The sequence below is a fragment of the Serratia sp. PF-27 genome, assembly GCF_030053255.1.
GTDB classification, from domain to species: Bacteria; Pseudomonadota; Gammaproteobacteria; order Enterobacterales; family Enterobacteriaceae; genus Serratia; species Serratia bockelmannii.
Genome location: NZ_JASGBT010000023.1, coordinates 60,437 through 84,191 on the forward strand (window position 1 = coordinate 60,437; position 23,755 = coordinate 84,191).

Here is a 23,755-nt window from a genome sequence, read left to right on the forward strand (position 1 = left end):
ATCGGGGATGCAAAAGGCTTTTGTGCGACTACTGCGGGCAAGTTTGATTTAACGCAATTTTGCCGTGCGGATGGGAATGATTACGCTTTGGGGGCCGGGTAGCCCCCAAGGGAAAAGGATCAGGAGAACAGGGCGATCAGCACCGGCGCCAGCAGGCTCAGCAGGAAGCCGTGCACGATGGCGGGGGGCACCATGTCCAGCCCGCCGCTGCGCTGCAGCACCGGCAGGGTGAAGTCCATCGAGGTGGCGCCGCACAGGCCGAGGGCGGTGGAGCGGCTGCGGCGCACCAGCGTCGGGATCAGCATGATCGCCACCAGCTCGCGCGCCAGATCGTTGAAGAACGCGGCGCTGCCCATCACCGGGCCGTAGGCGTCGGTGATCAGAATGCCGGACAGCGAGTACCAGCCGAAACCGGAGGCCATCGCCAGCCCGGCCTTGATCGGCAACCCCAGCAGCTGCGCCGCCAGCGCGCCGCCGGCCAGCGACGCGACGGTCACCACCAACGCCACCAGCGTGCCGCGGCGGTTGAGCACGATCTGGCGCAGCGTCATGCCGCTGTTGCGCAGCTGAATGCCGACCAGCAACAGCAGGAAGATCAGCGCATATTCGCTGCCTTTATGGGCGAACTGCAGCCATTGCCACTGCGTCAGGCCGAGCAGGAAGCCGCCGAGCACCACGCCGCAAAGCTTGAGCGACTCCAGCGCCATATGCACGCGCGAGGGCAGCTTTTCCTGTTTATGGCTGCTGCGCCACGGCATGCGCCGCTCCAGCAGCGCCAGCAACAGCAGATTGGCGCAGAGAATGCAGAAGAAGAACACCGCGCTGTACTGGAAGATCAGCACCAGGTTACTGCTGAGATCTTCCATAAACGCCAGGCTGATGCCCATGAAAAACAGGATCACGTACACCATCCAGCTGAGCAGCCGGTTGATCAGCACCAGCAGCGGGCGATGGCGTAAGGGAATGAGGTAACCGACAATCAGCGGTAACAGAATAATCAACAGTCCTGAGTACATGGTGCAACGAGTGTCCTTGAGTTTTGATGCGCGCCGAACGGCGGCGAGGAGCACACGCTAACCAAAAGCCCGGCCGGAGTAAAGCGGCAGATTTGACGCTGGCCGCTTGACCTGCAAGGGGTTTTTTGACCATGCTCTGTGAAGGTCGCCTCATTGAAGAGGCGACGGCGCGCACGGGAGGCGGCGGATGTTCTTGGAGCGTATCGAAATTGTAGGTTTTCGCGGCATTAATCGGCTGTCCCTGATGCTGGACGACAACACGCTGTTGCTCGGCGAAAACGCCTGGGGTAAATCCAGCCTGCTGGATGCGCTGACGCTGCTGCTGGCGCCGGAGCAGAAGCTGTATCGGTTTGAAGCGCACGATTTCCATTTCCCCCCCGGTGAAGAGTCGGCCAAAGAGCGCCACCTGCAGGTGGTGTTCACCTTCTGCGAAAAAGACATCGGCCATGCGCACCTACCGCGTTATCGCCACCTGACGCCGCTGTGGGTCAAGGGCGAGGATGGCCTGAGCCGCATTCATTACCGCTGCGAGGGCGAGCTGGCCGACGACGGCACGGTGTGCACCTGGCGCGGTTTTCTCGACGCCGACGGCAATGCCTTTCAATTGCACCATATCGAACAGCTGGCCCACGCCATCATCCGCATTCATCCGGTACTGCGCCTGCGCGACGCACGCTTTATTCGCCGCCTGCGCCCCAGCAGCCTCGGCGATGAACGTAAACCCGATACCCAGGCGCTGGCGCAGCAGTTGGATCAGCTGACGCGCGAGCTGGTGCGCAATCCGCAGAAGCTGACCAACGGCGAGCTGCGTCAGGGGCTGGCGGCGATGCAGCAGTTGCTCGAGCACTATTTTGCCGAGCAGAGTTCGCAGGTGGCGCGGCCACGCCGCCGCGGCGGTGAACCGGAGCAGGACGCCTGGCGTGCGCTGGACGGCATCAACCGCATGGTGGCCGAACCGAACAGCCGCAGCATGCGCCTGATCCTGCTCGGGATGTTTTCCACCCTGTTGCAGGCCAAGGGCGACGTCAAGCTGGATCCGCACGCCCGGCCGCTGCTGCTGGTGGAAGACCCGGAAACTCGCCTGCACCCGATCATGCTGTCGGTGGCCTGGGGGCTGCTCAATCAGCTGCCGCTGCAGCGCATCACCACCACCAACTCCAGCGAACTGGTGTCGCTGGTGCCGGTGGAGCACGTCTGCCGGCTGGTGCGCGAGTCGGGCCGGGTCGCGACCTACCGTCTCGGGCCGCGCGGGTTGAGCGCCGAAGACGGGCGGCGCATTGCGTTTCACATCCGTTTCAACCGGCCGTCGTCGCTGTTCGCCCGCTGCTGGCTGCTGGTGGAGGGCGAAACCGAAGTGTGGCTGCTGAACGAGCTGGCGCGCCAGTGCGGCTACCATTTCGAGGCGGAAGGGGTGAGGGTCATCGAGTTCGCTCAGTGCGGCCTGAAGCCGCTGCTGCGCTTCGCCCGCCGCATGGGCATCGAGTGGCATGCGCTGGTGGACGGCGATGAGGCGGGCAAAAAGTACGCCAACACCGTACGCAGCCTGCTGGACAATCATGAAGACAACGAACGCGATCGGCTGACCGCGCTGCCGGCGCCGGACATGGAACACTTCATGTTCCGCGAAGGGTTCGCCCCGGTCTATCACCGAATGGCGTCGGTGCCGATCAACGCGCAGATGCCGGTGCGCAAGGTGATCCTGAAAGCGGTCCACCACTCGTCGAAGCCGGATCTGGCGATCGAGGTCGCGATGCAGGCCGGCGAATGGGGCACGGACTCGGTGCCGCCGCTGCTGAAGAAAATGTTCTCACGGGTGATCTGGCTGGCGCGCGGCCGGGCGGACTGACGGCCCGCCGGGCGTTATCGGGCGCAGAAATGCGCCGCCAATCCCTGTTCCAGCTCGTCCAGCAACTGATAGCGACGGCGATACTCGGCGCGCTTCTTGCTGGCAACCTCTTCGATAGGTTTGCGGGCGATGCGCTCGGGCAGCAGAAAATAGCCGTTGTCGAGCGGTTTGGCGCCCATCGACAGCCAGAACTGATCGTAATCGGCGTGCAGTTGATCCTTCTTCTTACTCTGGTAACGCCAGTTTTGATAGATATGGGTGGCATTGCCGACGGCTACGATCTGGCGGATGCCGAGGTGCCGCGCCAGCGTGCAAATGCCTTCCAGCACCAGCCGTTTGGGGAACAGACCGTGGCACTCTTTGGTGGTGTGCTGGATCTCGGCGTGCGGCACCTCATGGTTCGCGCCCTGCAGGCCGCCGATGAACAGCGTCGGCTGCTGCTGATAATGCATCAGCGCAAAGGTGATCTCCGCCAGCATCACGCCGTTGGCGTTGCGCAGCAGCAGCGTGGCTTCCCCTTCCTTATTCAGTTTGTCGATCGCCGCCAATTCCAGCGTGATCGGCGCTTCGTTTTTGCCCATCGCGCGGGCCAGCACGAAAGGCTGTGGGCCGAGGTGGCCGAGACGCATCTTTAGCGGCATGCGCTGCACGATGAGATCGTAATGATCGCGCAGGGCGAACAGGCATTCGATCTTGCTCATGTTGGCTGCCAGGTAGGGGCGATGCAGCTTGCATGGCAGGTTCGGCTGCGCGCTCAGGATCTCCTCCAGCAGCGGGTTGCTGGCCAGGGTGCTGAGCAGGCCGCTGGTGGTGCGCCAGTTGAGCAGCGAGCGGCCGAGAAACTTCAGGCGAAACGAGGTTTTTTTCCAGGCGTTGCTTGGCGCCTTTTCGCCATTGATCAGCGCCGTCATCAGTTGCCAGCCGTTAAGCGGCCGGGCGGAGGTGAGTGGGTAGCTGAGCTGTGACATGATGAAATCCTTGGCTGTGTTGAATGGCGCTATTTCATCAAGGCTTCACTAAACGAGAGTTCAATGCTGAACTGTAACCAGGCGTGTCTCCACATTGTGTTGAGCTAAGGTTTAGTTATTCCCTACGGTGCGTGCTAATTTAGCTCCGCCGCCGCAATGGGCGGTCGATATTCACAAGCACAGGCAGGTCAATTTTGACAGGGTTTAAAGGACACAAACGCCGCTGGATACTCGCACTGGCGGTGATTGCGGTGATTGCCGCGGCGGCCGTTTGGCACTTCCGCCATCCGGTGCCAACCGCTTTCAAAACGGTAAAGGTCACCAAGCGCGATCTGCAGCAGAACGTGTTGGCGACCGGCCAGCTGGACGCGGTGCGCAAGGTTGACGTCGGCGCGCAGGTCAGCGGGCAGTTGGAAAAGTTGTATGTCGAGATCGGCGACAAGGTGAAAAAAGGCCAGTTGCTGGGGGTTATCGATCCGCAACAGGCGCAGAACAGCATTCGCGAAGGCGAGGCGACGCTGCGCGAGCTGCATGCGCAGCTGCTGCAGGCACAGGCCGAGCAGCAATTGGCGGCGGTCACGCTGCAGCGCAACCAGGCACTGGCCAAACTGCAGGCGGTATCGCGTCAGGATCTGGATCAGGCAGCGACGCAGCTGGCGGTGAAGAAAGCGCAGGTGGGCACCATCAATGCGCAGATCGCCCGCAACCAGGCCAGCCTGGATACCGCCAAGATTAACCTGGCCTACACCCGCATCGAAGCCCCGATGGACGGCGACGTGGTGCAGATCACCACGCTGCAGGGCCAGACGGTGATCGCGGCGCAACAGGCGCCGAACATTCTGACGTTGGCGGATCTCGGCACCATGCTGGTGAAGGCGCAGGTCTCGGAGGCTGACGTCATTAACCTCAAGCCGGGTCAGAAGGCCTGGTTCACGGTGCTGGGCGATCCGACTCGGCGCTTCGACGGCGTGCTGAAAGACATTCAGCCGACGCCGGAAAAGGTCAATAATGCCATCTTCTATTATGCGCGTTTCGAAGTGCCCAACCCGGAAAGGCTGCTGCGCTTGCAAATGACGGCGCAGGTGCATATTCAGCTGGCCGGCGTCGAGCAGGCGCTGGTGATCCCGCTGGCGGCGTTGGGTGACCAGATCGCCGACAATCGCTACCACGTCTCGGTGCTGAAACAGGGCAAGGAAGAGAAGCGTGAGGTGGCTATCGGTCTGCGCAACAATATCGATGTGCAAATCCTCAGCGGGCTTGAGGCGGGCGATGAGGTGATTGTCAGCCGCGGCGGCGTGGAGGCCGGCTGATGGCGGCGCTGTTGCAGCTGAGCGGCATTCGCCGTAGCTACCGTTCCGGCGAGCAGACGGTGGAGGTGCTGAAGGGGATCAGTCTGAGCATCGACGCCGGGGAAATGGTGGCGATCATGGGGGCCTCCGGCTCCGGCAAATCGACGCTGATGAACATTCTGGGCTGTCTGGACAAGCCGAGCGCCGGGGTCTATCGGGTGGCCGGGCAGGATGTGGCGACGCTGAGCGACGATGCGCTGGCGCAGCTGCGGCGCGAACATTTCGGCTTTATTTTCCAGCGTTATCATCTGCTGCCGCACTTGAGTGCGGCGCATAACGTCGAGGTGCCGGCGGTGTACGCGGGGCTGGGCAAAGCGGCGCGGCGCGAACGGGCGGAGGCGCTGTTGCGGCGCCTGGGGCTGGGGGAGCGCGTCAACTACCGGCCGAGCCAGCTTTCCGGTGGCCAGCAGCAGCGCGTCAGTATCGCCCGCGCGTTGATGAACGGCGGGCAGGTGATCCTGGCGGATGAACCGACCGGCGCGCTCGACAGCCACTCCGGCGAAGAGGTGATGGCGATCCTCAAACAGCTGTGCGCCCAGGGCCACACGGTGATCCTGGTGACCCACGATCCAGCGGTGGCGCGCCAGGCGGAGCGGATCATCGAGATCCGCGACGGCGAAATCATTGCCGACTCGCGTCCGGCGCCGCCGGAGGATACCCAGGCCAAGCCGCTGGCGCTGGCCGCCGCGGCGCCTTCCTGGCGGCAGATGGGCGGCCGCTTTCGCGAAGCGCTGGTGATGGCCTGGCGTGCGATGGCGGCCAACAAGATGCGCACCGCGCTGACCATGCTCGGCATCATTATCGGCATCGCCTCGGTGGTATCGATCCTGGTGATCGGCGACGCCGCCAAGCAGATGGTGCTGGCGGACATCAAATCGATCGGCACCAACACCGTCGACATTTACCCCGGCAAGGACTTCGGCGACGACGATCCAACCTACCGGCAATCGCTGAAATACGGCGATCTCGATGCGCTGCGCGAACAGCCGTATATCAGCGCGCTGTCGCCGAGCATCAGCAGCAGCATGCGGCTGCGGCTGGGTAACGTCGACGCGGCGGCCAATGTCAACGGCGTCAGCGAACAGTTCTTCCGCGTGTACGGTATGAGCTTTACCCAGGGCGTAGGCATCGATCCGATGCAGGTGCAGTCACAGGCGCAGACGGTGGTGATCGACGCCAATACCCAACGGCGGCTGTTCCCTCACCAGAAAAACGTGGTGGGCGAGGTGATCCTGGTGGGCAACATGCCGGCGACGGTGGTCGGCGTGGCTAAAGAGAAGCAGTCGATGTTCGGCAGCAGCAAGACGCTGAACGTGTGGGTGCCTTACAGCACCATGGCCAACCGGCTGATGGGCAACAATTATTTCGACTCGATCACCGTGCGCATTCGCGACGGCTACGACAGCAAGGAAGCGGAACAGCAGTTGTCACGCCTGTTGACGCTGCGCCACGGCAAAAAGGACTTCTTCACCTATAACATGGACAGCCTGGTGCAAACCGCAGAGAAAACCACCCGCACGCTGCAGCTGTTCCTGACGCTGGTGGCGGTGATTTCGCTGGTGGTCGGCGGCATCGGCGTGATGAACATCATGCTGGTGTCGGTGACCGAGCGCACGCGCGAGATTGGCATCCGCATGGCGGTGGGCGCCCGTTCCGGCGACGTGTTGCAGCAGTTCTTGATCGAGGCGGTGTTGGTCTGCCTGGTGGGGGGCGCGCTGGGGATTACGCTGTCGTTCGCCATCGGCCTGGCGGTGCAGCTGGTATTGCCGGGCTGGCAGATCAGCTTCCCGCCGGCGGCGTTGCTGAGCGCGTTCCTCTGTTCCACCGGTATCGGCGTGGTGTTCGGCTATCTGCCGGCGCGCAATGCCGCGCGGCTGAATCCGATCGATGCGCTGGCGCGCGAGTAAGTAAAAGGCATAAAAAATGCCAGTCACACGGCGGCTGGCATTTTTATCGCAGTCAGGGTCAATGCAGCGCGACGCTGCCGGAAGCGTTTAGGACAGCGCCTCGCTTTCCACCGGCACAATAAGACTGGCATGGTTCCCTTTTGGCCCTTGATGCACGTCGAAGCTGACCTGCTGGCCTGCCTTCAACGTTCTGTAACCATCCATCTTGATGGTGGAGTAATGCGCGAAAATATCTTCGCCACCGCCGGCTGGGCAGATGAAGCCAAAGCCTTTGGCGTTGTTAAACCATTTAACAGTACCCGTCTCCATGCTTTTACATCCCTCGCAACGCTATTTTAAGTGAGATGAATAACTGAATTCGCACCCGCCGTAGGCGGGTAGCAGGGTGGACAAGGGGTGGTTAAAAGACCACCAGCCACGAATTTACACTCTAGAGCAAATGATCGGGGCGTCAAGGGATCGGCTTTTGTCGGCGGGGAGCAGTTCACCAAAGTTTGAAGCAGGTAACGCTATTGCCACGATTCAGTCACAATTGGCCCGTTTTTTTGCGCACGTTACAGTGCGGCGGGACGATGCCGAAGATGATAAAATAGTAACTATCCCCACTTTGAATAACCGAAACCTGCCCCCATATCAGAGGGCAGAGCAGAGAAGATGAGCAGCGATGGGCAATAACAACGACTGGCTAAATTTTGAACACTTGGCCGAAGAAAAACAAATCGATGCGGTAAAACCGCCGTCTATGTATAAAGTTATACTTAACAACGACGATTACACACCGATGGAATTTGTGATTGACGTTCTGCAAAAGTTCTTTTCTTATGATATTGAACGCGCAACGCAACTGATGCTCACGGTCCACTATCAAGGCAAGGCGATCTGTGGTGTTTTTACCGCCGAGGTGGCGGAAACCAAAGTCGTCCATGTGAACCGGTACGCAAGGGAGAACGAGCATCCGTTGCTTTGTACGCTGGAAAAAGCCTGAATAAGGCAATCTATTGGGGAGGTGCTTATGCTCAATCAAGAACTGGAACTCAGTCTCAACATGGCTTTCGCCAGGGCGCGTGAGCACAGACACGAGTTTATGACCGTGGAGCACCTGTTGCTGGCGTTGCTGAGCAACCCTGCCGCGCGAGAAGCGCTTGAGGCATGTACGGTGGATCTGGCCGCGTTGCGCCAGGAGCTGGAAGCCTTCATCGAACAAACCACACCGACGCTGCCCGCCGGCGAAGAAGAGCGCGACACTCAGCCGACGCTCAGCTTCCAGCGCGTGTTGCAGCGTGCGGTCTTCCATGTGCAATCTTCCGGCCGCAGTGAAGTGTCCGGCGCCAACGTGTTGGTGGCCATCTTCAGCGAGCAGGAGTCGCAGGCGGCCTATCTGCTGCGCAAGCACGACGTCAGCCGTCTCGACGTGGTGAACTTCATTTCACATGGCACGCGTAAAGACGAGCCGGGCCAAGCGCCGAATGCGGAAAACCCGGTGAACGAAGAGCAGTCCGGAGGGGAAGACCGTATGGAAAACTTCACCACCAACCTCAATCAGTTGGCCCGTGTGGGCGGCATCGATCCGTTGATCGGCCGCGATCGTGAGCTGGAGCGCGCGATTCAGGTGCTGTGCCGTCGTCGTAAAAACAACCCGCTGTTGGTCGGCGAATCCGGCGTGGGCAAGACCGCCATCGCCGAAGGCCTGGCCTGGCGTATCGTGCAGGGCGACGTGCCGGAAGTGATGGCGGACTGCACGCTGTATTCGCTGGATATCGGTTCACTGCTGGCCGGCACCAAATACCGCGGCGACTTCGAGAAACGCTTCAAGGCGCTGCTCAAGCAGCTGGAACAGGATCAGAACAGCATCCTGTTCATCGATGAAATTCACACCATCATCGGCGCCGGTGCGGCTTCCGGTGGGCAAGTGGATGCCGCCAACCTGATCAAACCGCTGCTGTCGAGCGGCAAGATCCGGGTGATCGGCTCGACCACCTACCAGGAGTTCAGCAACATCTTCGAAAAGGATCGCGCTTTGGCGCGCCGTTTCCAGAAGATCGATATCACCGAACCGACGGCGGAAGAGACCGTTCAGATCATCAACGGCCTGAAGACCAAGTATGAAGCGCACCACGACGTGCGTTATACCGCCAAGGCGATCCGCGCCGCGGTGGAGCTGTCGGTGAAATACATCAACGATCGTCATCTGCCGGACAAAGCGATCGACGTGATCGACGAGGCGGGCGCCCGCAGCCGACTGATGCCGGCCAGCAAGCGCAAGAAAACCGTCAACGTGGCCGATATCGAATCCGTGGTGGCGCGCATCGCTCGTATCCCGGAGAAAACCGTGTCGGCCAGCGATCGCGACGTGCTGAGAAACCTGGGCGATCGTTTGAAGATGCTGGTATTCGGCCAGGATCAGGCGATCGAAGCGCTGACGGAAGCCATCAAGATGAGCCGCGCCGGTCTGGGCCACGAGCGTAAGCCGGTCGGTTCCTTCCTGTTCGCCGGGCCGACCGGGGTCGGGAAAACCGAGGTCACCGTACAGTTGGCCAAGGCGATGGATATCGAGCTGCTGCGTTTCGACATGTCCGAGTACATGGAGCGGCATACCGTCAGCCGTCTGATCGGCGCGCCTCCGGGCTATGTCGGTTACGATCAGGGCGGGCTGCTGACCGATGCGGTGATCAAGCATCCGCATGCGGTAGTGCTGCTCGATGAGATCGAGAAGGCGCACCCGGACGTGTTCAACCTGCTGCTGCAGGTGATGGACAACGGCACGCTGACCGACAACAACGGCCGCAAGGCGGACTTCCGCAATGTGATCCTGGTGATGACCACCAACGCCGGGGTGCGGGAAACCGAACGCAAATCAATCGGTCTGGTGCAGCAGGACAACAGCACCGACGCGATGGAAGAGATCAAGAAGGTGTTTACGCCAGAGTTCCGCAACCGTCTGGACAACATCATCTGGTTCAACCATCTGTCTACCGAGGTGATCCAGCAGGTGGTCGACAAGTTTATCGTCGAACTGCAGGCGCAGCTGGATGCGAAGGGCGTCTCGCTGGAAGTGAGCGACGAAGCACGCGACTGGCTGTCGGTGAAGGGCTACGACCGTGCGATGGGCGCTCGTCCGATGGCGCGCGTCATGCAGGAAAACCTGAAGAAACCGTTGGCCAACGAGCTGCTGTTCGGTTCGCTGGTGGACGGCGGTTCCGTGAAGGTCGAGCTGGACAAGGACAAGAAACAGCTGACCTACCACTTCCTCAGTGCCGCCAAGCGCAAGGCGGACGAGGGTGCGGTGCATTAAGGCCGCTTCAGGCAAAGAAAAAGCGATGCTTCGGCATCGCTTTTTTTTATGGGTGAGATTCACCGTACAACAGAAACGAGTGAGCCCTCTCAGTTTACCTGCGCACCTGCAACCCGTTGTGTAACGTCGCTGCGGGGGTAAACGGAAAGGGCTCCCGAGGGATTACATCCTCGATGCCGCCAGCATGTGGCGCGCGGTGAGCCGATTAACGGCTACGGAAGACAATGCGGCCTTTGCTCAGGTCGTACGGGGTCAGCTCTACAGTGACTTTGTCGCCCGTCAGGATGCGGATATAGTTTTTACGCATTTTACCGGAGATGTGTGCGGTTACCACGTGCCCGTTTTCCAATTCAACGCGGAACATGGTGTTCGGCAGCGTATCAAGAACGGTGCCCTGCATTTCAATATTGTCTTCTTTGGCCATCGAATCCTCTAGGTCTAACTACCTTAGTTTTTAACCGGCAAGATAATGCCGAAAAACCCCCATTATGTAAAGATGTGTCGGTGAACATTGCACCGTTTCCATCAATTAGTTTACTGGAGAGGGCGGTTCAACCGGCTGTGGGGATATGACTTGCGGCGCCCAGCACGCCGACGCCAAAGGCCGCCGTTGAAGGGTGCTGAGCTGCTGCAAAAATTGACGGCGCGGAATTTCACGCGCGCCAAGGCGGGCAGTGTGAGCGTTCAGCACCTGGCAGTCAATCAATTCCCCGCCATAAGCGGCAAAATGGCGGCAAAAGGCCATCAATGCGCATTTTGAGGCGTTGGTGACGCGGCTGAACATCGATTCGCCGCAGAACAACGCGCCCTGCGCCACGCCGTACATGCCGCCGACCAGTTGATCATCCTGCCATACCTCCACCGAGTGCGCGTAGCCGAGGCGATGCAGATGCTGATAGGCACGCTGCACCTCCGGGCCGATCCAGGTGCCTTCATCCGGCCGGTGGGCGCAGGCGGCAATCACCGTGGCGAAATCGTGATTGAGCGTGATGCGAAACGGATCGTGGCGCAAAAAGCGTTTCAGACTGCGGTTGAGATGAAATTCGGCAGGGAACAGCACCGCACGCGGATCGGGTGACCACCACAGAATCGCTTCCCCCGGCGAGTACCAGGGGAAGATGCCGCGCTCGTAGGCTGCCAACAGTCGCGGCGCCGTGAGGTCGCCGCCGATCGCCAGCAGGCCGTTGGGATCGCGCAGGGCGCCCTCAGGCGAGGGAAACGCCAGCGACTGGGGGGAAAGCTTAACGATGCGCATACAAGGTCTCTGCGTCCTCTACGGGCCGATTACGGCGCCAGGTTGCTGATACGGTTGCGAAAGCGTGCATAGCGGCCCTGCTGGCGCATCAGGGTGGCGTGATCGCCCTGTTCGACAATTTGGCCGTCATCCATTACGCAAATGCGGTCGAGATGTTCCAGGCCGTACAAACGGTGCGTCACCAGGATCAGCGTCTTGCCCTGACAATGCCGGCGCAGCAGCGCCAGGATCTGCTGTTCGGTTTCGGCGTCCAGCCCTTCGGTCGGTTCGTCAAGCAGCAGCAGCGGGGCCGGATGCAGCAGCGCGCGGGCGATACCCAGTCGGCGCTGTTCGCCGCCGGACAGCTGCCGGCCGCCTTCGCCCAACCAGGCGTTCAGCCCGCCGTCGCTGTCCAGCAATTTGCCCAGCCCAACCTGCTGCAGTACGTCACTCAGGCGAGCGTCGTCGGCATTCGGTGCGGCCAACCGCAGGTTTTCCCGCAGCGTATCGCTGAAGATATGCACTCGCTGGCTGACGACCGTGGTCATCCGACGCAGCGTGGTTTCATCATAATCCTCCAGCGGTTCGCCGTTGAGCAGAATTTTGCCGCCGTCGGTGCGCCAGGCGCGGGTCAGCAGCTGCAGCAGGGTGGACTTGCCGCAGCCGGTGCGGCCGAGCAAGGCGATGTGTTCGCCGGCCGCGACCTCGAGCGTGACGTCGCGCAGCACCGGCTGCGGCTGATCGGGATAGGTGAAACTCAGCTGCTGCAGGCTGAGCTGAGCGCGATCGGCCGCGGCCGGGCCGACGGCAGGGAAGGTGACTTCCGGCTGGCGATCGATGATCTGTTTGACCCGCGTGGCGGAGGCAATCACCTGGCCGAGATGCTGGAAGGCGCCGGCGACCGGCATCAGCGCTTCGAACGACGCCAGCGCGGCGAAGACAAACAGCGCGATCAGGGCTCCGGGCTGGGTATCGCCGCCGATGCCGGCGGCGGTCAGCCACAGCAGCAGCGTCACCGTCAGCCCGCTGGCGAGGATCATCAGCGCCTGCGCCTTGCCGCTCAGCGAGGCCTGCTGCCACTGGCGGCGTTGCCACCGCTGTTCGGTGGCGTTCAGCGTCTGGCGGAAGTCGTTGACGGCGCCGAACACCACCAGCTCCGCCTGCCCCTGCAGCCAGGCGGTTAGGTCGGTACGGTATTGGCCGCGCAGCGCGGTGAGTTGGCCGCCGATCGGTTTGCCGGCGCGGTAGAACACCGGCGGCACCAGCAGCAACAGCAGCAACAGAATGCCACCCAACGTCAGGGCGAGCGCAGGATCCAGCCAGCTCAGGCCGTAGGTGACCACCAGGATCACCACCGCCGCGCTGATCAGCGGCGAGATCACCCGCAGATAAAGGTGATCCAGCGTGTCCACGTCCGCCACCAGGCGGTTGAGCAGGTCGGCCTGGCGAAAGCGAGCGATGCCGCCCGGTGCCAACGGCAGGATCTTGCTGAAGGTGAACACTCGCAAGTGCGACAGCACGCGGAAGGTGGCGTCGTGGCTGACCACGCGCTCGGCGTAGCGCCCGGCGGTGCGGAAGATCGCCGCGCCGCGCACGCCGGCGGCCGGCAGCATGTAGTTGAAGGTCAGCAGGCCCGCCAATCCGGCCAGCGAAGAGGCGGCCAGGAACCAGCCGGAAAGCGCCAGCAGGCCGATGCTGGCCAGCAGGGTGACGATCGCCAAAAGGATGCCCAGGCTAATCAGCAGGCTATGGCGGCGATACAACGCCAAAAACGGCAGCAAAACGCGCATGATTAAAGCTCCCCGCGGCGATGGGCGATCAGAGTGGCGAACAGGCCCGGCTGGGCGCTGAGGGTGGCGTAATCGCCCTGTTGCACGATGCGCCCGTTATCCATCACCCAGATCTGATCGTAGTCTTCGGTGTCTTCCAACTGGTGCGTGACCAGTAGGGTGGTTTGCTGATGCGAAGCGGCATTCAACGCCTGCATCACCCGTTGTTCGCTGTGGGCATCGAGACTGGCGGCCGGTTCATCCAGCAGCAGCAAGCGGCGCGGGCCGATCAGCGCCCGGGCGACCGCCACGCGCTGCGCCTGGCCGACCGACAGGCGGGCGGCGTTGTCGCCCACTTCGGTGTCGAGCCCCTGCGGCAGATACGGCAACAGTTCGCTGACGTAGGCGAGTTCCACCGCCTGCTGCAGCTGCGCTTCGTCGGCCTGCGGGCAGCCCAGCAGGATATTGGCGCGCAAGGTTTGCGCCGGCAGGTGTGGGTTCTGACCGACCCAGCTCAGCTGTTGCCTCCAGTTTTCTGCGGACAGTTCACGCAGTTCGATGCCGTTGACGGTCAACGAGCCGCGGTAGGGCAGGAAGCCGAGCAGCAGATTGAGCAGCGAGCTTTTGCCGGCGCCGCTCAGCCCGACCAGCGCTACGCGCTGCTGCGGTTGCAGGGTGAAACTCAGCGGCCCGGCCAGCAGTACGCCGTTCGGCGACAGGATTTCCAATGCGTTCGCCTGCAGCGTCAGCGGTTGATCGGCGGGCAGTTGCCGCGTGCCGTTGCCCATCTGCTCGCCTTCGGCGCTAAGGAAGGTTTCCAGCGCTTCCGCCGCGCCGACCGCCTGCGCTTTAGCATGGTAGAAGGTGCCGAGATCGCGCAGCGGTTGGAAAAACTCCGGCGCCAGAATCAGCACCAGAAAACCGGAAAACAGCGTTACGCCGAGGCCGTAGCTGCCGAAGTTGAGTTCGCCGAGGTAAGAAAAGCCGAAGTACACCGCCACCACGGCGATGGAAATCGAAGCGAAGAACTCCAGCACGCCGGAAGAGAGGAAGGCCATACGCAGCACTTCCATGGTGCGGCTGCGGAAGTCTTCGGAGGATTTGGCGATCTGCGCCGTTTCGGCCTGCGCGCGGTCGAACAACCGCAGGGTGTCCAGGCCGCGCAGGCGGTCGAGGAAGTTGCCGCTCAATCGCGCCAGCGCCACGAAGTTGCGGCGGTTGGCGTCGGCGGCCCCCATGCCGACCAGCGCCATAAACAGCGGGATCAGCGGCGCGGTCGCCAACAGAATCAAACCGGCGGCCCAGTTGATCGGGAAGACGGCGATCAAGATCAGCAGCGGGATAAACACCGCCAGATACATCTGCGGTAGATAGCGCGAGTAATAGTCCTGCATATCCTCGATCTGCTCGACGATGATGCTGGCCCAACTGCCCGCCGGTTTGCCCTGGATCCAGGCCGGGCCGAGCTGCTGCAGTTTATCCAGCACCTGCTGGCGCATGCGCTGACGGATCACCTGGCCACACAGGAAACCGACCCGTTCCCGCAGCCAGCTCAACAGCGCCCGCAATGCGAACGCGACGGCCAGCCAGATAAACGAAGGGATCAGCTGTTCGCGCGGGGTATGTTCGATGATCAGGGCGTGCAGCAGGCTGGCCAGCAGCCACGCCTGCGCCACGATCAGCAGGCCGCTGAACAGCCCCAACAGCATGGAAAGGCGCAGCCAACGCTGCGCCAACGAACTCTGGGTTTTAAGCCAACGGGTTAACTGTTGCTGTCTGTTTTTTTTCATCAGATATGCGTCTGCGTCGCCGGTGCCCGTTTGTTACAGGCTGGGTTAACGTACTGTTAAATAATAGTGTTTGGCGCAATCGGCGACAAACAAGCGAGGTCCCATGTTACCTCGTCACCCGGCAGACTGAAAATAATAAAGCGGCCAAATGTGGCTATAACAGACGCGTTACCGGCTATTTGACTTGCTCACTCGTGGCCTCGGCTTCCAGAGCGGCGCGCACCGACGCTCGCTCTGCGATCCGCGTCACATAATGCTGGAGCGGTGGCCACTCGCTCAGCGAAATCTCGAAGCGCGCCATCCAGCGCAACACGGTAAACAGATAAGCGTCAGCGACGCTGAAATACGTTCCCAATAGGTAAGTTTGTTGTGCCAACGCTTGCGCGAGATAACCCAATCGCCGTCTCAACTTGTCGCGCAGCAACGCCTTGGCATCTTCGGGCAGGGCATCATTGAACAAGGGGGCGGCACCGGCATGGATCTCGCTGGTGATGAAATTAAGCCATTCCTGCAGCCTTACCCGCTCAAAGGCCGTCGGTGGCGGTGCCAGCCGGCTCTCTGGGCGCTGGTCGGCGAGGTATTGAACGATGGCGGGGCCTTCGGTGATCACGTTGCCGTCGTCCAGCTGCAGGGCGGCGACGTAACCTTTTGGGTTGATGCGATAGAAATCCTCACCGTCGGCGCAGCGCTTGCTGCGATTGTTTACCCTGACCAGGGTGAAAGGGATCGCTAATTCCCGCAGGACGATATGTGGGGCCAGCGAGCAGGCATCGGGAGCAAAATACAGCTTCATGCTATTTCCTTGTGGGTCAATGAGAACGCTTGCCACAGCATGCCGACGCGGATGTCGGCGGGAAAATGGAAATTTCAGAAAGCCGCTATTAGCTCAGCGACTGGCCAGGGTTTGCTCCTGTTCGCGCAGATAATTCAGCAGGGTTTGGACGGGCGGTAGGGCCGCCGCCTCGGATGAGCAGGCCAGGCCGAAACGACGATAAACCGGCGCAACGAGCGGTAGAGCGCAAACTCCGAGCGCATCGGGCGGGATCACCGACGCGGGCATCAGCGCAACGCCCGTGCCTTCTCTGACCAGCGTCAACGCCGTTTGCCAATCGCTGACAGTGGCGCGGATATCGGCCAGTGCCAGGCCCGACTGCTGCGCCAAACTTTGCGCATTCACATCACATCCGCCGGTCGCCAGGATGAAAGGCAGCCGGAACAGGGCATCCAGCGCCACCGGCCGCCGCGCTCGCGCCAGCGGGTGCGCGCTGGGCACGACCGCCAACCAGGTGTCTTCCCCCAAAGGGAAACACAGTCGCTCCGGTGCCGGATTGAGCACCACGCCGATGTCTGCCGTTGCCGATGTTAACCAGCTCTCCACTTCGTGGTCGGTGCCCTCGAGCGTAATCAGCTCAATGTCGGGATACAGACGGCGAAACTTGCGCAGCAGCGGCGGCAACAGCTTGCTAAATGCCGACGGGAAACTGGCCAGGCGTATTTTGCCCGCGTGCGCGTTACCGGCTTGCTGCGCGCATTGTTGAATGGCCCGCAGTCCTTCCAACATCGTGCGGGCATGGGCGACGATCTGTAGGCCGCTTTGGGTCAGGACGACATTGTGTGGCTGGCGCACCAAAAGCCGGGTGCTCAGCATCGTCTCCAGTTGAGCGATGGCCTGGCTGGCGGCAGACTGCGTCATGCCGCAGAGCGCCGCAGCCTGAGTGATGGTGCCGTTGTCGGCGACGGCAACCAGCAGGCGCCAGTGAAGAAGATTATGCATCGGCGTGCATCCTCCTGGGGCTGAAGACAAAAAAAGCGGCTCGAGAGCCGCTTTTTGCTGATGAAGAGAACGTCTTAGCAGACTTCTGCGCCGGCGATGCCGTCCAGGTAACGCTCTGCGTCCAGCGCCGCCATACAGCCGGTGCCGGCGGAGGTGATTGCCTGACGGTAGATGTGATCCATCACGTCGCCAGCGGCGAAGACGCCGGGGATAGTGGTTTGGGTCGCATTGCCGTGAATGCCGGACTGCACCTTGATGTAGCCGTTTTCCAGCTCCAGTTGGCCGCCGAAGATGCCGGTGTTCGGGCTGTGGCCGATGGCGATGAACACGCCGGCCAGTTCCAGTTCACGGGTTTCGTTTTCCGCTTTGGTGCTGCGGATACGCACGCCGGTCACGCCCATTTCATCGCCCAGCACTTCGTCCAGCGTATGGTCGGTGTGCAGCACGATGTTGCCGCTTTTCACTTTTTCCATCAGCCGGTCGATCAGGATCTTCTCTGAACGGAAGCTGTCGCGGCGGTGGATCAGGTGAACCTCGGCGGCGATGTTGGACAGGTACAGCGCTTCTTCAACGGCAGTGTTGCCGCCGCCGACCACGGCGACTTTCTGGTTACGGTAGAAGAAACCGTCGCAGGTCGCACAGGCGGAAACGCCTTTGCCCTTGAAGGCGTCTTCGGAAGGCAGGCCAAGGTAGCGGGCGGAGGCACCGGTCGCAATGATCAGCGCGTCGCAGCTGTATTCGCCGCTGTCGCCGAACAGGCGAAACGGGCGCTGCTGCAGATCGACGCTGTTGATATGATCGAAGACGATCTCAGTCTGGAACTTCTCCGCGTGTTCGCGCATGCGCTCCATCAGCGCCGGACCGGTCAGGCCTTCGGCGTCGCCCGGCCAGTTTTCCACTTCGGTAGTGGTGGTCAGCTGGCCGCCTTGCTCCAGACCGGTGATCAGCACCGGGCTCAGGTTGGCGCGCGCCGCGTAGACGGCGGCGGTGTAACCGGCCGGGCCGGAGCCCAGAATCAGTAATTTGCTATGTTTAGCCGTGCCCATGAATAACCTCTTTATTCCACAATGGCGGACAATGAAGCCGATTGTAGGGAAAATGGCGCAGTAAAAAAAGCGCCGGGCGACGTTGTTAACGATTTGTATGATAGTTGTCGCCTATTAATGCGCCCGCTGTCGGCAAATCGTACGCCGAACGCAGAAATTTACCTTATCAAAGCCGCATTCGGCTACCGAATCGCCAACCGCGCAAAAACGGCGCATTCTGCGACTTCAGCCGCTCCCTACCGGGGTTTATCTGCCAGCGATTCATAACCAAAAATGGGATGCAGACTTTTCATGACGGTACGTTGTTCTGATTTTGCTTCTTTTACTTTGACAATCCGCTGCGCATTTGCGAAAACATCATAGGAAGAAGAAATTATCCCCGTAACACCAGCAAATCGTACGTATTTGCGCCGCGAGGCGGCAATGCGCGGTGGATGTGCGGAGCAGGGCGCGCAAGCGTTTGCTGATTTTTTCTCGACCTAAACGTCGTTGCCGGCGTCGCGCGGGGTTGGACAGACAGGCTGCGCGGCGTGGAATGATGGTAGTGAAGAAGCATATGACAGGCATCGGGTCTTCGCTTGGAACGAACCCTTACACATTGACGTTGGCTAGGGTGTGGCAAGTGCACGGAAGAAAATAAGAGAGACAATAATAATGGCAGACAACAAGAAACGCCCGGGTAAAGATCTCGACCGTATCGACCGCAACATCCTGAATGAGCTGCAGAAGGATGGGCGTATTTCGAACGTCGAGCTTTCGAAGCGCGTGGGGTTATCCCCGACACCATGTTTAGAACGCGTGCGCCGTCTCGAGCGCCAGGGTTTCATTCATGGCTATACCGCATTGCTTAACCCGCATTATCTGGATGCGTCCCTGCTGGTTTTCGTGGAGATCACGCTGAACCGTGGCGCGCCGGATGTGTTTGAGCAATTCAACTCGGCAGTGCAGAAGCTTGAAGAGATTCAGGAGTGTCATCTGGTTTCCGGTGATTTCGACTACCTGTTGAAAACCCGCGTACCGGACATGTCGGCGTACCGCAAACTGCTGGGCGAAACCTTGCTGCGTTTGCCGGGGGTTAACGACACCCGTACCTACGTAGTGATGGAAGAAGTGAAACAGAGTAACCGTCTGGTTATCAAAACACGGTAAGGTGCAGGTGCAAAACCTGATTAAATTGGTTACACTCCTGTTTATTCATACAGTTTCGGCGCCGGGGAAGCTTCTCGGCGCTGTTGCTATGTCAGCTAACAGGAACCTGGAGAGCCTTTCTTGAGCCAGGAATATACAGAAGATAAAGAAGTTACCCTGAAAAGACTCAGCAGTGGCCGGCGTTTGCTGGAGGCTGTGCTTATCGTGGTAGCGATTTTTGCCGTTTACCTCATGGCTGCGTTGGTCAGTTTCAATCCGTCTGACCCAAGCTGGTCGCAGACCGCGTGGCATGAGCCGATTCACAATTTGGGTGGCGGTGTTGGGGCCTGGTTGGCCGACACGCTGTTCTTCACCTTCGGGGTGCTCGCCTACGCGATACCGCCGATCATGCTGATCCTGTGCTGGGCAGCCTATCGCCAACGCGGCAACAAAGACTACGTCGACTATTTCGCGCTCTCCCTGCGCCTGATCGGTACTTTGGCGTTAGTGCTTACCTCCTGCGGGTTGGCGGCGCTGAACGTTGACGATCTCTATTACTTCGCCTCCGGCGGCGTGATCGGCAGCCTGCTGAGCAACGCCATGTTGCCGTGGTTCAACGGCATCGGCGCCACGCTGGCGCTGCTGTGCGTGTGGGCGGCGGGGCTGACGCTGTTTACCGGCTGGTCCTGGCTGGTGATCGCCGAGAAGATCGGCGGGGCGGTGTTGGGTGTCGCGACGGTGGTGACCAATCGCTCGCGTCGCGAAGAGCGCTATTTAGAGGATGACGAGCGTTACGTTGACGATGAGCCTGAGCAGGCAGGGAAGGGCGCCGCTGCAGCGGTTGCGGCGACCGCCGCCGGAGCCGCGGCTGCCGATGACGACGTGCTGTTCTCCGCACCCTCGGTCACCGAAAGCGCCAAAGAGGCGGGGGAAGACGCCGCCGATCCGTTGCTCAGCGGCCTGCGAGCCGACGATAGTGAGGTTGAAGCCGACGCCGCGCCAATCGCGCCGGCGGCTTCGCCTGCACCAGCGGTGAAGGCAGAGATCCACGAGCCCGTTGCCGCGCCGATCGCCACACAGGCGCCGTCGGTAACGGTGGCGCCGGCCGCGCCGGCCTCGGTCAATCAGCACCCGGTGAGCACCCCGGCGCAAGACGCCACGCCGCCGCTGTATTCCTTCGAAATCCCGGAAGAAACACCAGCGCCTAAGGCGACGCGGCCTGTCGATCCTTATCAGGATGACGATGAGCCGCGCCTGGGCAATTGGCAAGAGCCGGCCCCGCAGCCGGCAGCGCGTTCTCCCTTTGATTTTACCGCTGCGCAGCGCGACAGTGCCGACGTCAGCGGAGCAGGTGGTTTCAGCGCCGCCGGCGCCAAGCCACAACTGGATACGGCAGCCGCTGCCGCTGCGGGCGCCGCGGCGGCGACCTTTATGCCGGCCTTCACGGCGACCAGCGACGGCAATTCTCAGGTTAAACAGGGTATCGGCCCTGAGTTGCCGCGGCCGAATCCGGTGCGTATTCCGACCCGTCGTGAGCTGGCTTCCTACGGCATCAAGCTGCCTTCGCAGCGTGCTGCCGAACAGGAACAGCGCCAGGCGGAGCCTCAACAGCCGACGGCGGTGAGCCCGCAGGAAGAAGAGGCGCAGCAAGAAGCCGCGCTGCGCCAGGCGTTCGCCGAACAGCAAAGCCAGCGCTATGGCGAAAGCTACGCGCCGGAGCAGGATGATGAACAGGCTCAGCAGGAAGCCGAGCTGAGCAAGGCGTTCGCCGAACAACAGAACCAACGTTACGGTGAAGTCCAACAGGACGATGAAGAGGCGCGGCAAGAGGCTGCGCTGCGTCAGGCTTTCGCCGAGCAGCAGCAGGCGCGTTATGGCCAGCAAGAGACTGCCCCGCAGGCGCCGGCCGCCAGCCCGGTCGATACCTGCAATGCTTTCAGCTTCTCGCCGATGGCGGATTTAGTGGACGATGGCCCGAGCGAGCCGATGTTCACGCTGTCCCCGCAGCTTGAAGAGCGCATTGAACAGCAAAGCGAGCAAGAGGACGACGTGCCGTTCGGCCAGTTTGAGCCTGCGGCGCCGGCTGCCCAGCAACCGCATGCGCAGCCGCAACAATACCAACAGCCGCAGCAGCAATCTTATCAGCAGCCGCAGCAACAACAGCAGTATCAACAGCCGTCGCAGCAGCAATATCAGCAGCCACAGCAACCGGTGCAGCAGCAGCCTCAGCAAGCTCCGGCTGAGCCGCACCCGGCGATGGACAGCCTGATTCACCCGTTCCTGATGCGCAACGATCAGCCGCTGCAGAAGCCGACCACGCCGCTGCCGACGCTGGATCTGCTGACCGAAGCGCCGAAAGAGGTGGAGCCGGTCGACTCCTTCGCGCTGGAACAGAAGGCGCGCCTGGTGGAGGCCAGTTTGGCCGATTACCGCGTAAAAGCCGACGTGGTGGATATCCTGCCGGGGCCGGTCATCACCCGCTTCGAGCTGGATCTGGCGCCGGGCGTCAAAGCGGCGCGCATTTCCAACCTGTCGCGCGATCTGGCGCGCTCGCTGTCGACTTCGGCGGTGCGCGTGGTGGAAGTGATCCCCGGTAAGCCTTATGTCGGTCTGGAACTGCCGAACGCCAAGCGGCAAACGGTGTACCTGCGCGAAGTGCTGGACTGCCCGGCCTTCCGCGACAATCCGTCGCCGCTGTCCATCGTATTGGGTAAAGACATCTCCGGCGAACCGGTCGTGGCCGATCTGGGCAAAATGCCACACTTGCTGGTCGCCGGTACTACCGGCTCCGGTAAATCGGTCGGGGTCAACGCCATGATCCTGAGCATCCTGTATAAGGCCACGCCGAAAGAAGTGCGCTTTATCATGATCGACCCGAAAATGCTGGAGCTGTCGGTTTACGAAGGTATTCCGCACCTGTTGACCGATGTGGTCACCGACATGAAAGACGCCGCCAACGCGCTGCGCTGGTGCGTGGGTGAGATGGAACGCCGCTACAAGCTGATGTCTGCCCTGGGCGTGCGTAACCTGGCCGGCTACAACGAGCGTGTCGATCAGGCCGAAGCGATGGGGCGTCCGATCCCGGATCCGTTCTGGAAACCGACCGACAGCATGGACATCACGCCGCCGGTGTTGGAGAAAGAGCCGTACATCGTGGTGATGGTCGACGAATTCGCCGACCTGATCATGACGGTTGGCAAGAAGGTTGAAGAGTTGATCGCTCGCCTGGCGCAAAAAGCGCGTGCGGCGGGCATCCACCTGGTGCTGGCGACCCAGCGTCCTTCGGTGGATGTGATCACCGGCCTGATCAAGGCCAACATCCCGACGCGTATCGCCTTTACCGTGTCGAGCAAGATCGACTCCCGCACCATCCTCGATCAGGGGGGCGCCGAGTCCTTGCTGGGTATGGGTGACATGCTTTATCTGGCGCCGAACTCCTCGATCCCGGTGCGTGTACATGGCGCATTCGTGCGCGATCAGGAAGTGCACGCGGTGGTCAAGGATTGGAAAGCGCGCGAGCGGCCCCAATATAAAGAGGGTATTCTCAGCGGCGGCGAAGATGGCGAGGGCGGTGCCGGTGGCGGGATGGACGGCGACGAAGAGCTGGATCCGTTGTTTGACCAGGCGGTGGATTTCGTGGTGGATAAACGCCGCGCCTCCATCTCCGGCGTACAGCGCCAGTTCCGCATCGGCTATAACCGCGCCGCGCGCATCATCGAACAGATGGAGGCGCAGGGCATCGTCAGCGAGCAGGGGCACAACGGCAACCGCGAGGTGCTGGCGCCGCCGCGGCACGATTGATGGTCGCTTAGCCATTGCAATTCAATAAGAAAGGGCCGCTTAAGCGGCCCTTGTGCAAAGAAGCGTAAACCCGTTTCTTCTCGGAACATTGGCCTACCGGCCGATCGCCGGCTTCAGGTAAAGTAACGGAGTAAAGGGTTGATTGACCCGCACGGCGTCGCCCTGCGGTTAACGCATTTCATAAGGTATCTGGAATAATGAAAAAACTGTTAGTTGCCTGCTGTCTGCTTTCGGGATTCGCTTCTACCTCCGTGCTGGCCGATGCCGCACAGGATCTGCAAAGTCGCCTGGCGAAGGTGAACAGTTTCCACGCCAGCTTCTCGCAAACCGTGACCAGCGCTGAAGGCGCCGCGGTGCAACAGGGTGAAGGCGAGCTGTGGGTGAAGCGGCCGAACCTGTTCAACTGGCACATGACGTCACCCGATGAGAGCGTGCTGGTTTCCGATGGCCAGACCCTGTGGTTCTACAACCCGTTCGTCGAGCAGGTGACGGCGACCTGGCTGAAGAACGCCACCGGCAATACGCCGTTTATGCTGATTACCCGCAATAACGCCAGCGACTGGAAGCAGTACAACGTGAAGCAAAAGGGCGATGATTTCGAGCTGACGCCGAAATCCGCCAGCGGCAACCTGAAGCAATTCGCCATCAGCGTGACCAACAGCGGCACCATCCGCAGCTTTGCCGCGGTGGAGCAGGATGGCCAGCGTAGTGCTTATACGCTGAAAAGCCAGCAGAACGTTGCCGCCGATCCGGCCAAATTCAAATTTACCCCGCCGAAGGGGGTGACGCTGGACGACCAGCGCCAGTGAGGTGCAAGTGAGTAATAATCTGTCGC

At 61.1% G+C, this 23,755-nt stretch carries 18 protein-coding genes; 8 read left to right on the plus strand and 10 right to left on the minus strand.

Annotation, left to right across the window (positions count from 1 at the left end; all coding sequences use genetic code 11):
* Positions 1 to 119: 119 nt before the first annotated feature.
* Positions 120 to 1,016 (minus strand): LysO family transporter, encoded by an 897-nt coding sequence (locus QMZ29_RS23445; protein WP_025302256.1) that lies wholly within the window; start codon positions 1,014 to 1,016, stop codon positions 120 to 122.
* A 187-nt stretch (positions 1,017 to 1,203) separates the two neighbouring features.
* Between QMZ29_RS23445 and QMZ29_RS23450 the strand changes: the two genes are divergently transcribed.
* On the plus strand, positions 1,204 to 2,862 hold the full coding sequence (locus tag QMZ29_RS23450; RefSeq protein ID WP_025302257.1) for an ATP-dependent endonuclease: 1,659 nt from the start codon (positions 1,204 to 1,206) through the stop codon (positions 2,860 to 2,862).
* A gap of 14 nt (positions 2,863 to 2,876) precedes the next feature.
* Here QMZ29_RS23450 and QMZ29_RS23455 read toward each other — a convergent pair whose 3' ends face one another.
* Complete coding sequence (locus QMZ29_RS23455; protein ID WP_049204240.1) at positions 2,877 to 3,830, minus strand: VirK/YbjX family protein; 954 nt, start codon at positions 3,828 to 3,830, stop codon at positions 2,877 to 2,879.
* A 194-nt stretch (positions 3,831 to 4,024) separates the two neighbouring features.
* On the opposite strand from QMZ29_RS23455, the gene macA reads away from it, so the two are divergent.
* Both macA and macB read left to right on the plus strand, forming a co-directional pair.
* On the plus strand, positions 4,025 to 5,140 hold the full coding sequence (macA, locus tag QMZ29_RS23460) for a macrolide transporter subunit MacA (protein ID WP_060432808.1): 1,116 nt from the start codon (positions 4,025 to 4,027) through the stop codon (positions 5,138 to 5,140).
* Positions 5,140 to 7,086 carry a macrolide ABC transporter ATP-binding protein/permease MacB gene (gene macB, locus QMZ29_RS23465; protein WP_049204241.1) on the plus strand — a complete coding sequence of 649 codons (1,947 nt, stop codon included), beginning with the start codon at positions 5,140 to 5,142 and terminating at the stop codon, positions 7,084 to 7,086. Before macA ends, macB begins: the two co-directional genes overlap by 1 nt.
* A gap of 87 nt (positions 7,087 to 7,173) precedes the next feature.
* Here macB and cspD read toward each other — a convergent pair whose 3' ends face one another.
* Positions 7,174 to 7,395: a cold shock-like protein CspD gene (cspD, locus tag QMZ29_RS23470; RefSeq protein WP_004928349.1), complete on the minus strand. Its 222-nt coding sequence runs from the start codon at positions 7,393 to 7,395 to the stop codon at positions 7,174 to 7,176.
* A gap of 355 nt (positions 7,396 to 7,750) precedes the next feature.
* Between cspD and clpS the strand changes: the two genes are divergently transcribed.
* Both clpS and clpA read left to right on the plus strand, forming a co-directional pair.
* A complete protein-coding gene (clpS, locus tag QMZ29_RS23475; RefSeq protein WP_004928347.1) occupies positions 7,751 to 8,071 on the plus strand; it encodes an ATP-dependent Clp protease adapter ClpS in 321 nt (106 codons plus the stop codon).
* A 27-nt stretch (positions 8,072 to 8,098) separates the two neighbouring features.
* Positions 8,099 to 10,378 (plus strand): ATP-dependent Clp protease ATP-binding subunit ClpA, encoded by a 2,280-nt coding sequence (gene clpA / locus QMZ29_RS23480; protein ID WP_025302261.1) that lies wholly within the window; start codon positions 8,099 to 8,101, stop codon positions 10,376 to 10,378.
* Between the two features lie 205 nt (positions 10,379 to 10,583).
* On the opposite strand, the gene infA is transcribed toward clpA, so the two are convergent.
* From infA to trxB, 7 genes are all read right to left on the minus strand, one after another.
* On the minus strand, positions 10,584 to 10,802 hold the full coding sequence (gene infA / locus QMZ29_RS23485) for a translation initiation factor IF-1 (protein WP_002211347.1): 219 nt from the start codon (positions 10,800 to 10,802) through the stop codon (positions 10,584 to 10,586).
* Between the two features lie 105 nt (positions 10,803 to 10,907).
* On the minus strand, positions 10,908 to 11,633 hold the full coding sequence (gene aat / locus QMZ29_RS23490) for a leucyl/phenylalanyl-tRNA--protein transferase (RefSeq protein WP_025302262.1): 726 nt from the start codon (positions 11,631 to 11,633) through the stop codon (positions 10,908 to 10,910).
* A gap of 29 nt (positions 11,634 to 11,662) precedes the next feature.
* Positions 11,663 to 13,402, minus strand: coding sequence for a heme ABC transporter ATP-binding protein/permease CydC (cydC, locus tag QMZ29_RS23495; protein ID WP_043137717.1), 1,740 nt, complete (start codon positions 13,400 to 13,402; stop codon positions 11,663 to 11,665).
* A gap of 2 nt (positions 13,403 to 13,404) precedes the next feature.
* A complete protein-coding gene (cydD, locus tag QMZ29_RS23500; RefSeq protein ID WP_060432811.1) occupies positions 13,405 to 15,171 on the minus strand; it encodes a heme ABC transporter permease/ATP-binding protein CydD in 1,767 nt (588 codons plus the stop codon).
* Positions 15,172 to 15,346: 175 nt separating this feature from the next.
* Complete coding sequence (gstA, locus tag QMZ29_RS23505; RefSeq protein WP_049204244.1) at positions 15,347 to 15,964, minus strand: glutathione transferase GstA; 618 nt, start codon at positions 15,962 to 15,964, stop codon at positions 15,347 to 15,349.
* A 93-nt stretch (positions 15,965 to 16,057) separates the two neighbouring features.
* Positions 16,058 to 16,945: a LysR family transcriptional regulator gene (locus QMZ29_RS23510; protein WP_169540292.1), complete on the minus strand. Its 888-nt coding sequence runs from the start codon at positions 16,943 to 16,945 to the stop codon at positions 16,058 to 16,060.
* Between the two features lie 74 nt (positions 16,946 to 17,019).
* Positions 17,020 to 17,991 (minus strand): thioredoxin-disulfide reductase, encoded by a 972-nt coding sequence (gene trxB, locus QMZ29_RS23515; RefSeq protein WP_049204246.1) that lies wholly within the window; start codon positions 17,989 to 17,991, stop codon positions 17,020 to 17,022.
* A 654-nt stretch (positions 17,992 to 18,645) separates the two neighbouring features.
* Between trxB and lrp the strand changes: the two genes are divergently transcribed.
* The 3 genes from lrp to lolA all read left to right on the plus strand — a co-directional run bounded on the left by lrp (position 18,646) and on the right by lolA (position 23,729).
* Positions 18,646 to 19,140 (plus strand): leucine-responsive transcriptional regulator Lrp, encoded by a 495-nt coding sequence (gene lrp, locus QMZ29_RS23520; RefSeq protein ID WP_004928318.1) that lies wholly within the window; start codon positions 18,646 to 18,648, stop codon positions 19,138 to 19,140.
* Positions 19,141 to 19,260: 120 nt separating this feature from the next.
* Positions 19,261 to 22,920, plus strand: a complete 3,660-nt coding sequence (locus QMZ29_RS23525; protein WP_261423685.1) for a DNA translocase FtsK 4TM domain-containing protein — start codon at positions 19,261 to 19,263, stop codon at positions 22,918 to 22,920.
* 197 nt (positions 22,921 to 23,117) lie between these two features.
* Positions 23,118 to 23,729: an outer membrane lipoprotein periplasmic chaperone LolA gene (lolA, locus tag QMZ29_RS23530; protein ID WP_015377319.1), complete on the plus strand. Its 612-nt coding sequence runs from the start codon at positions 23,118 to 23,120 to the stop codon at positions 23,727 to 23,729.
* The last annotated feature ends 26 nt before the right edge of the window (positions 23,730 to 23,755 follow it).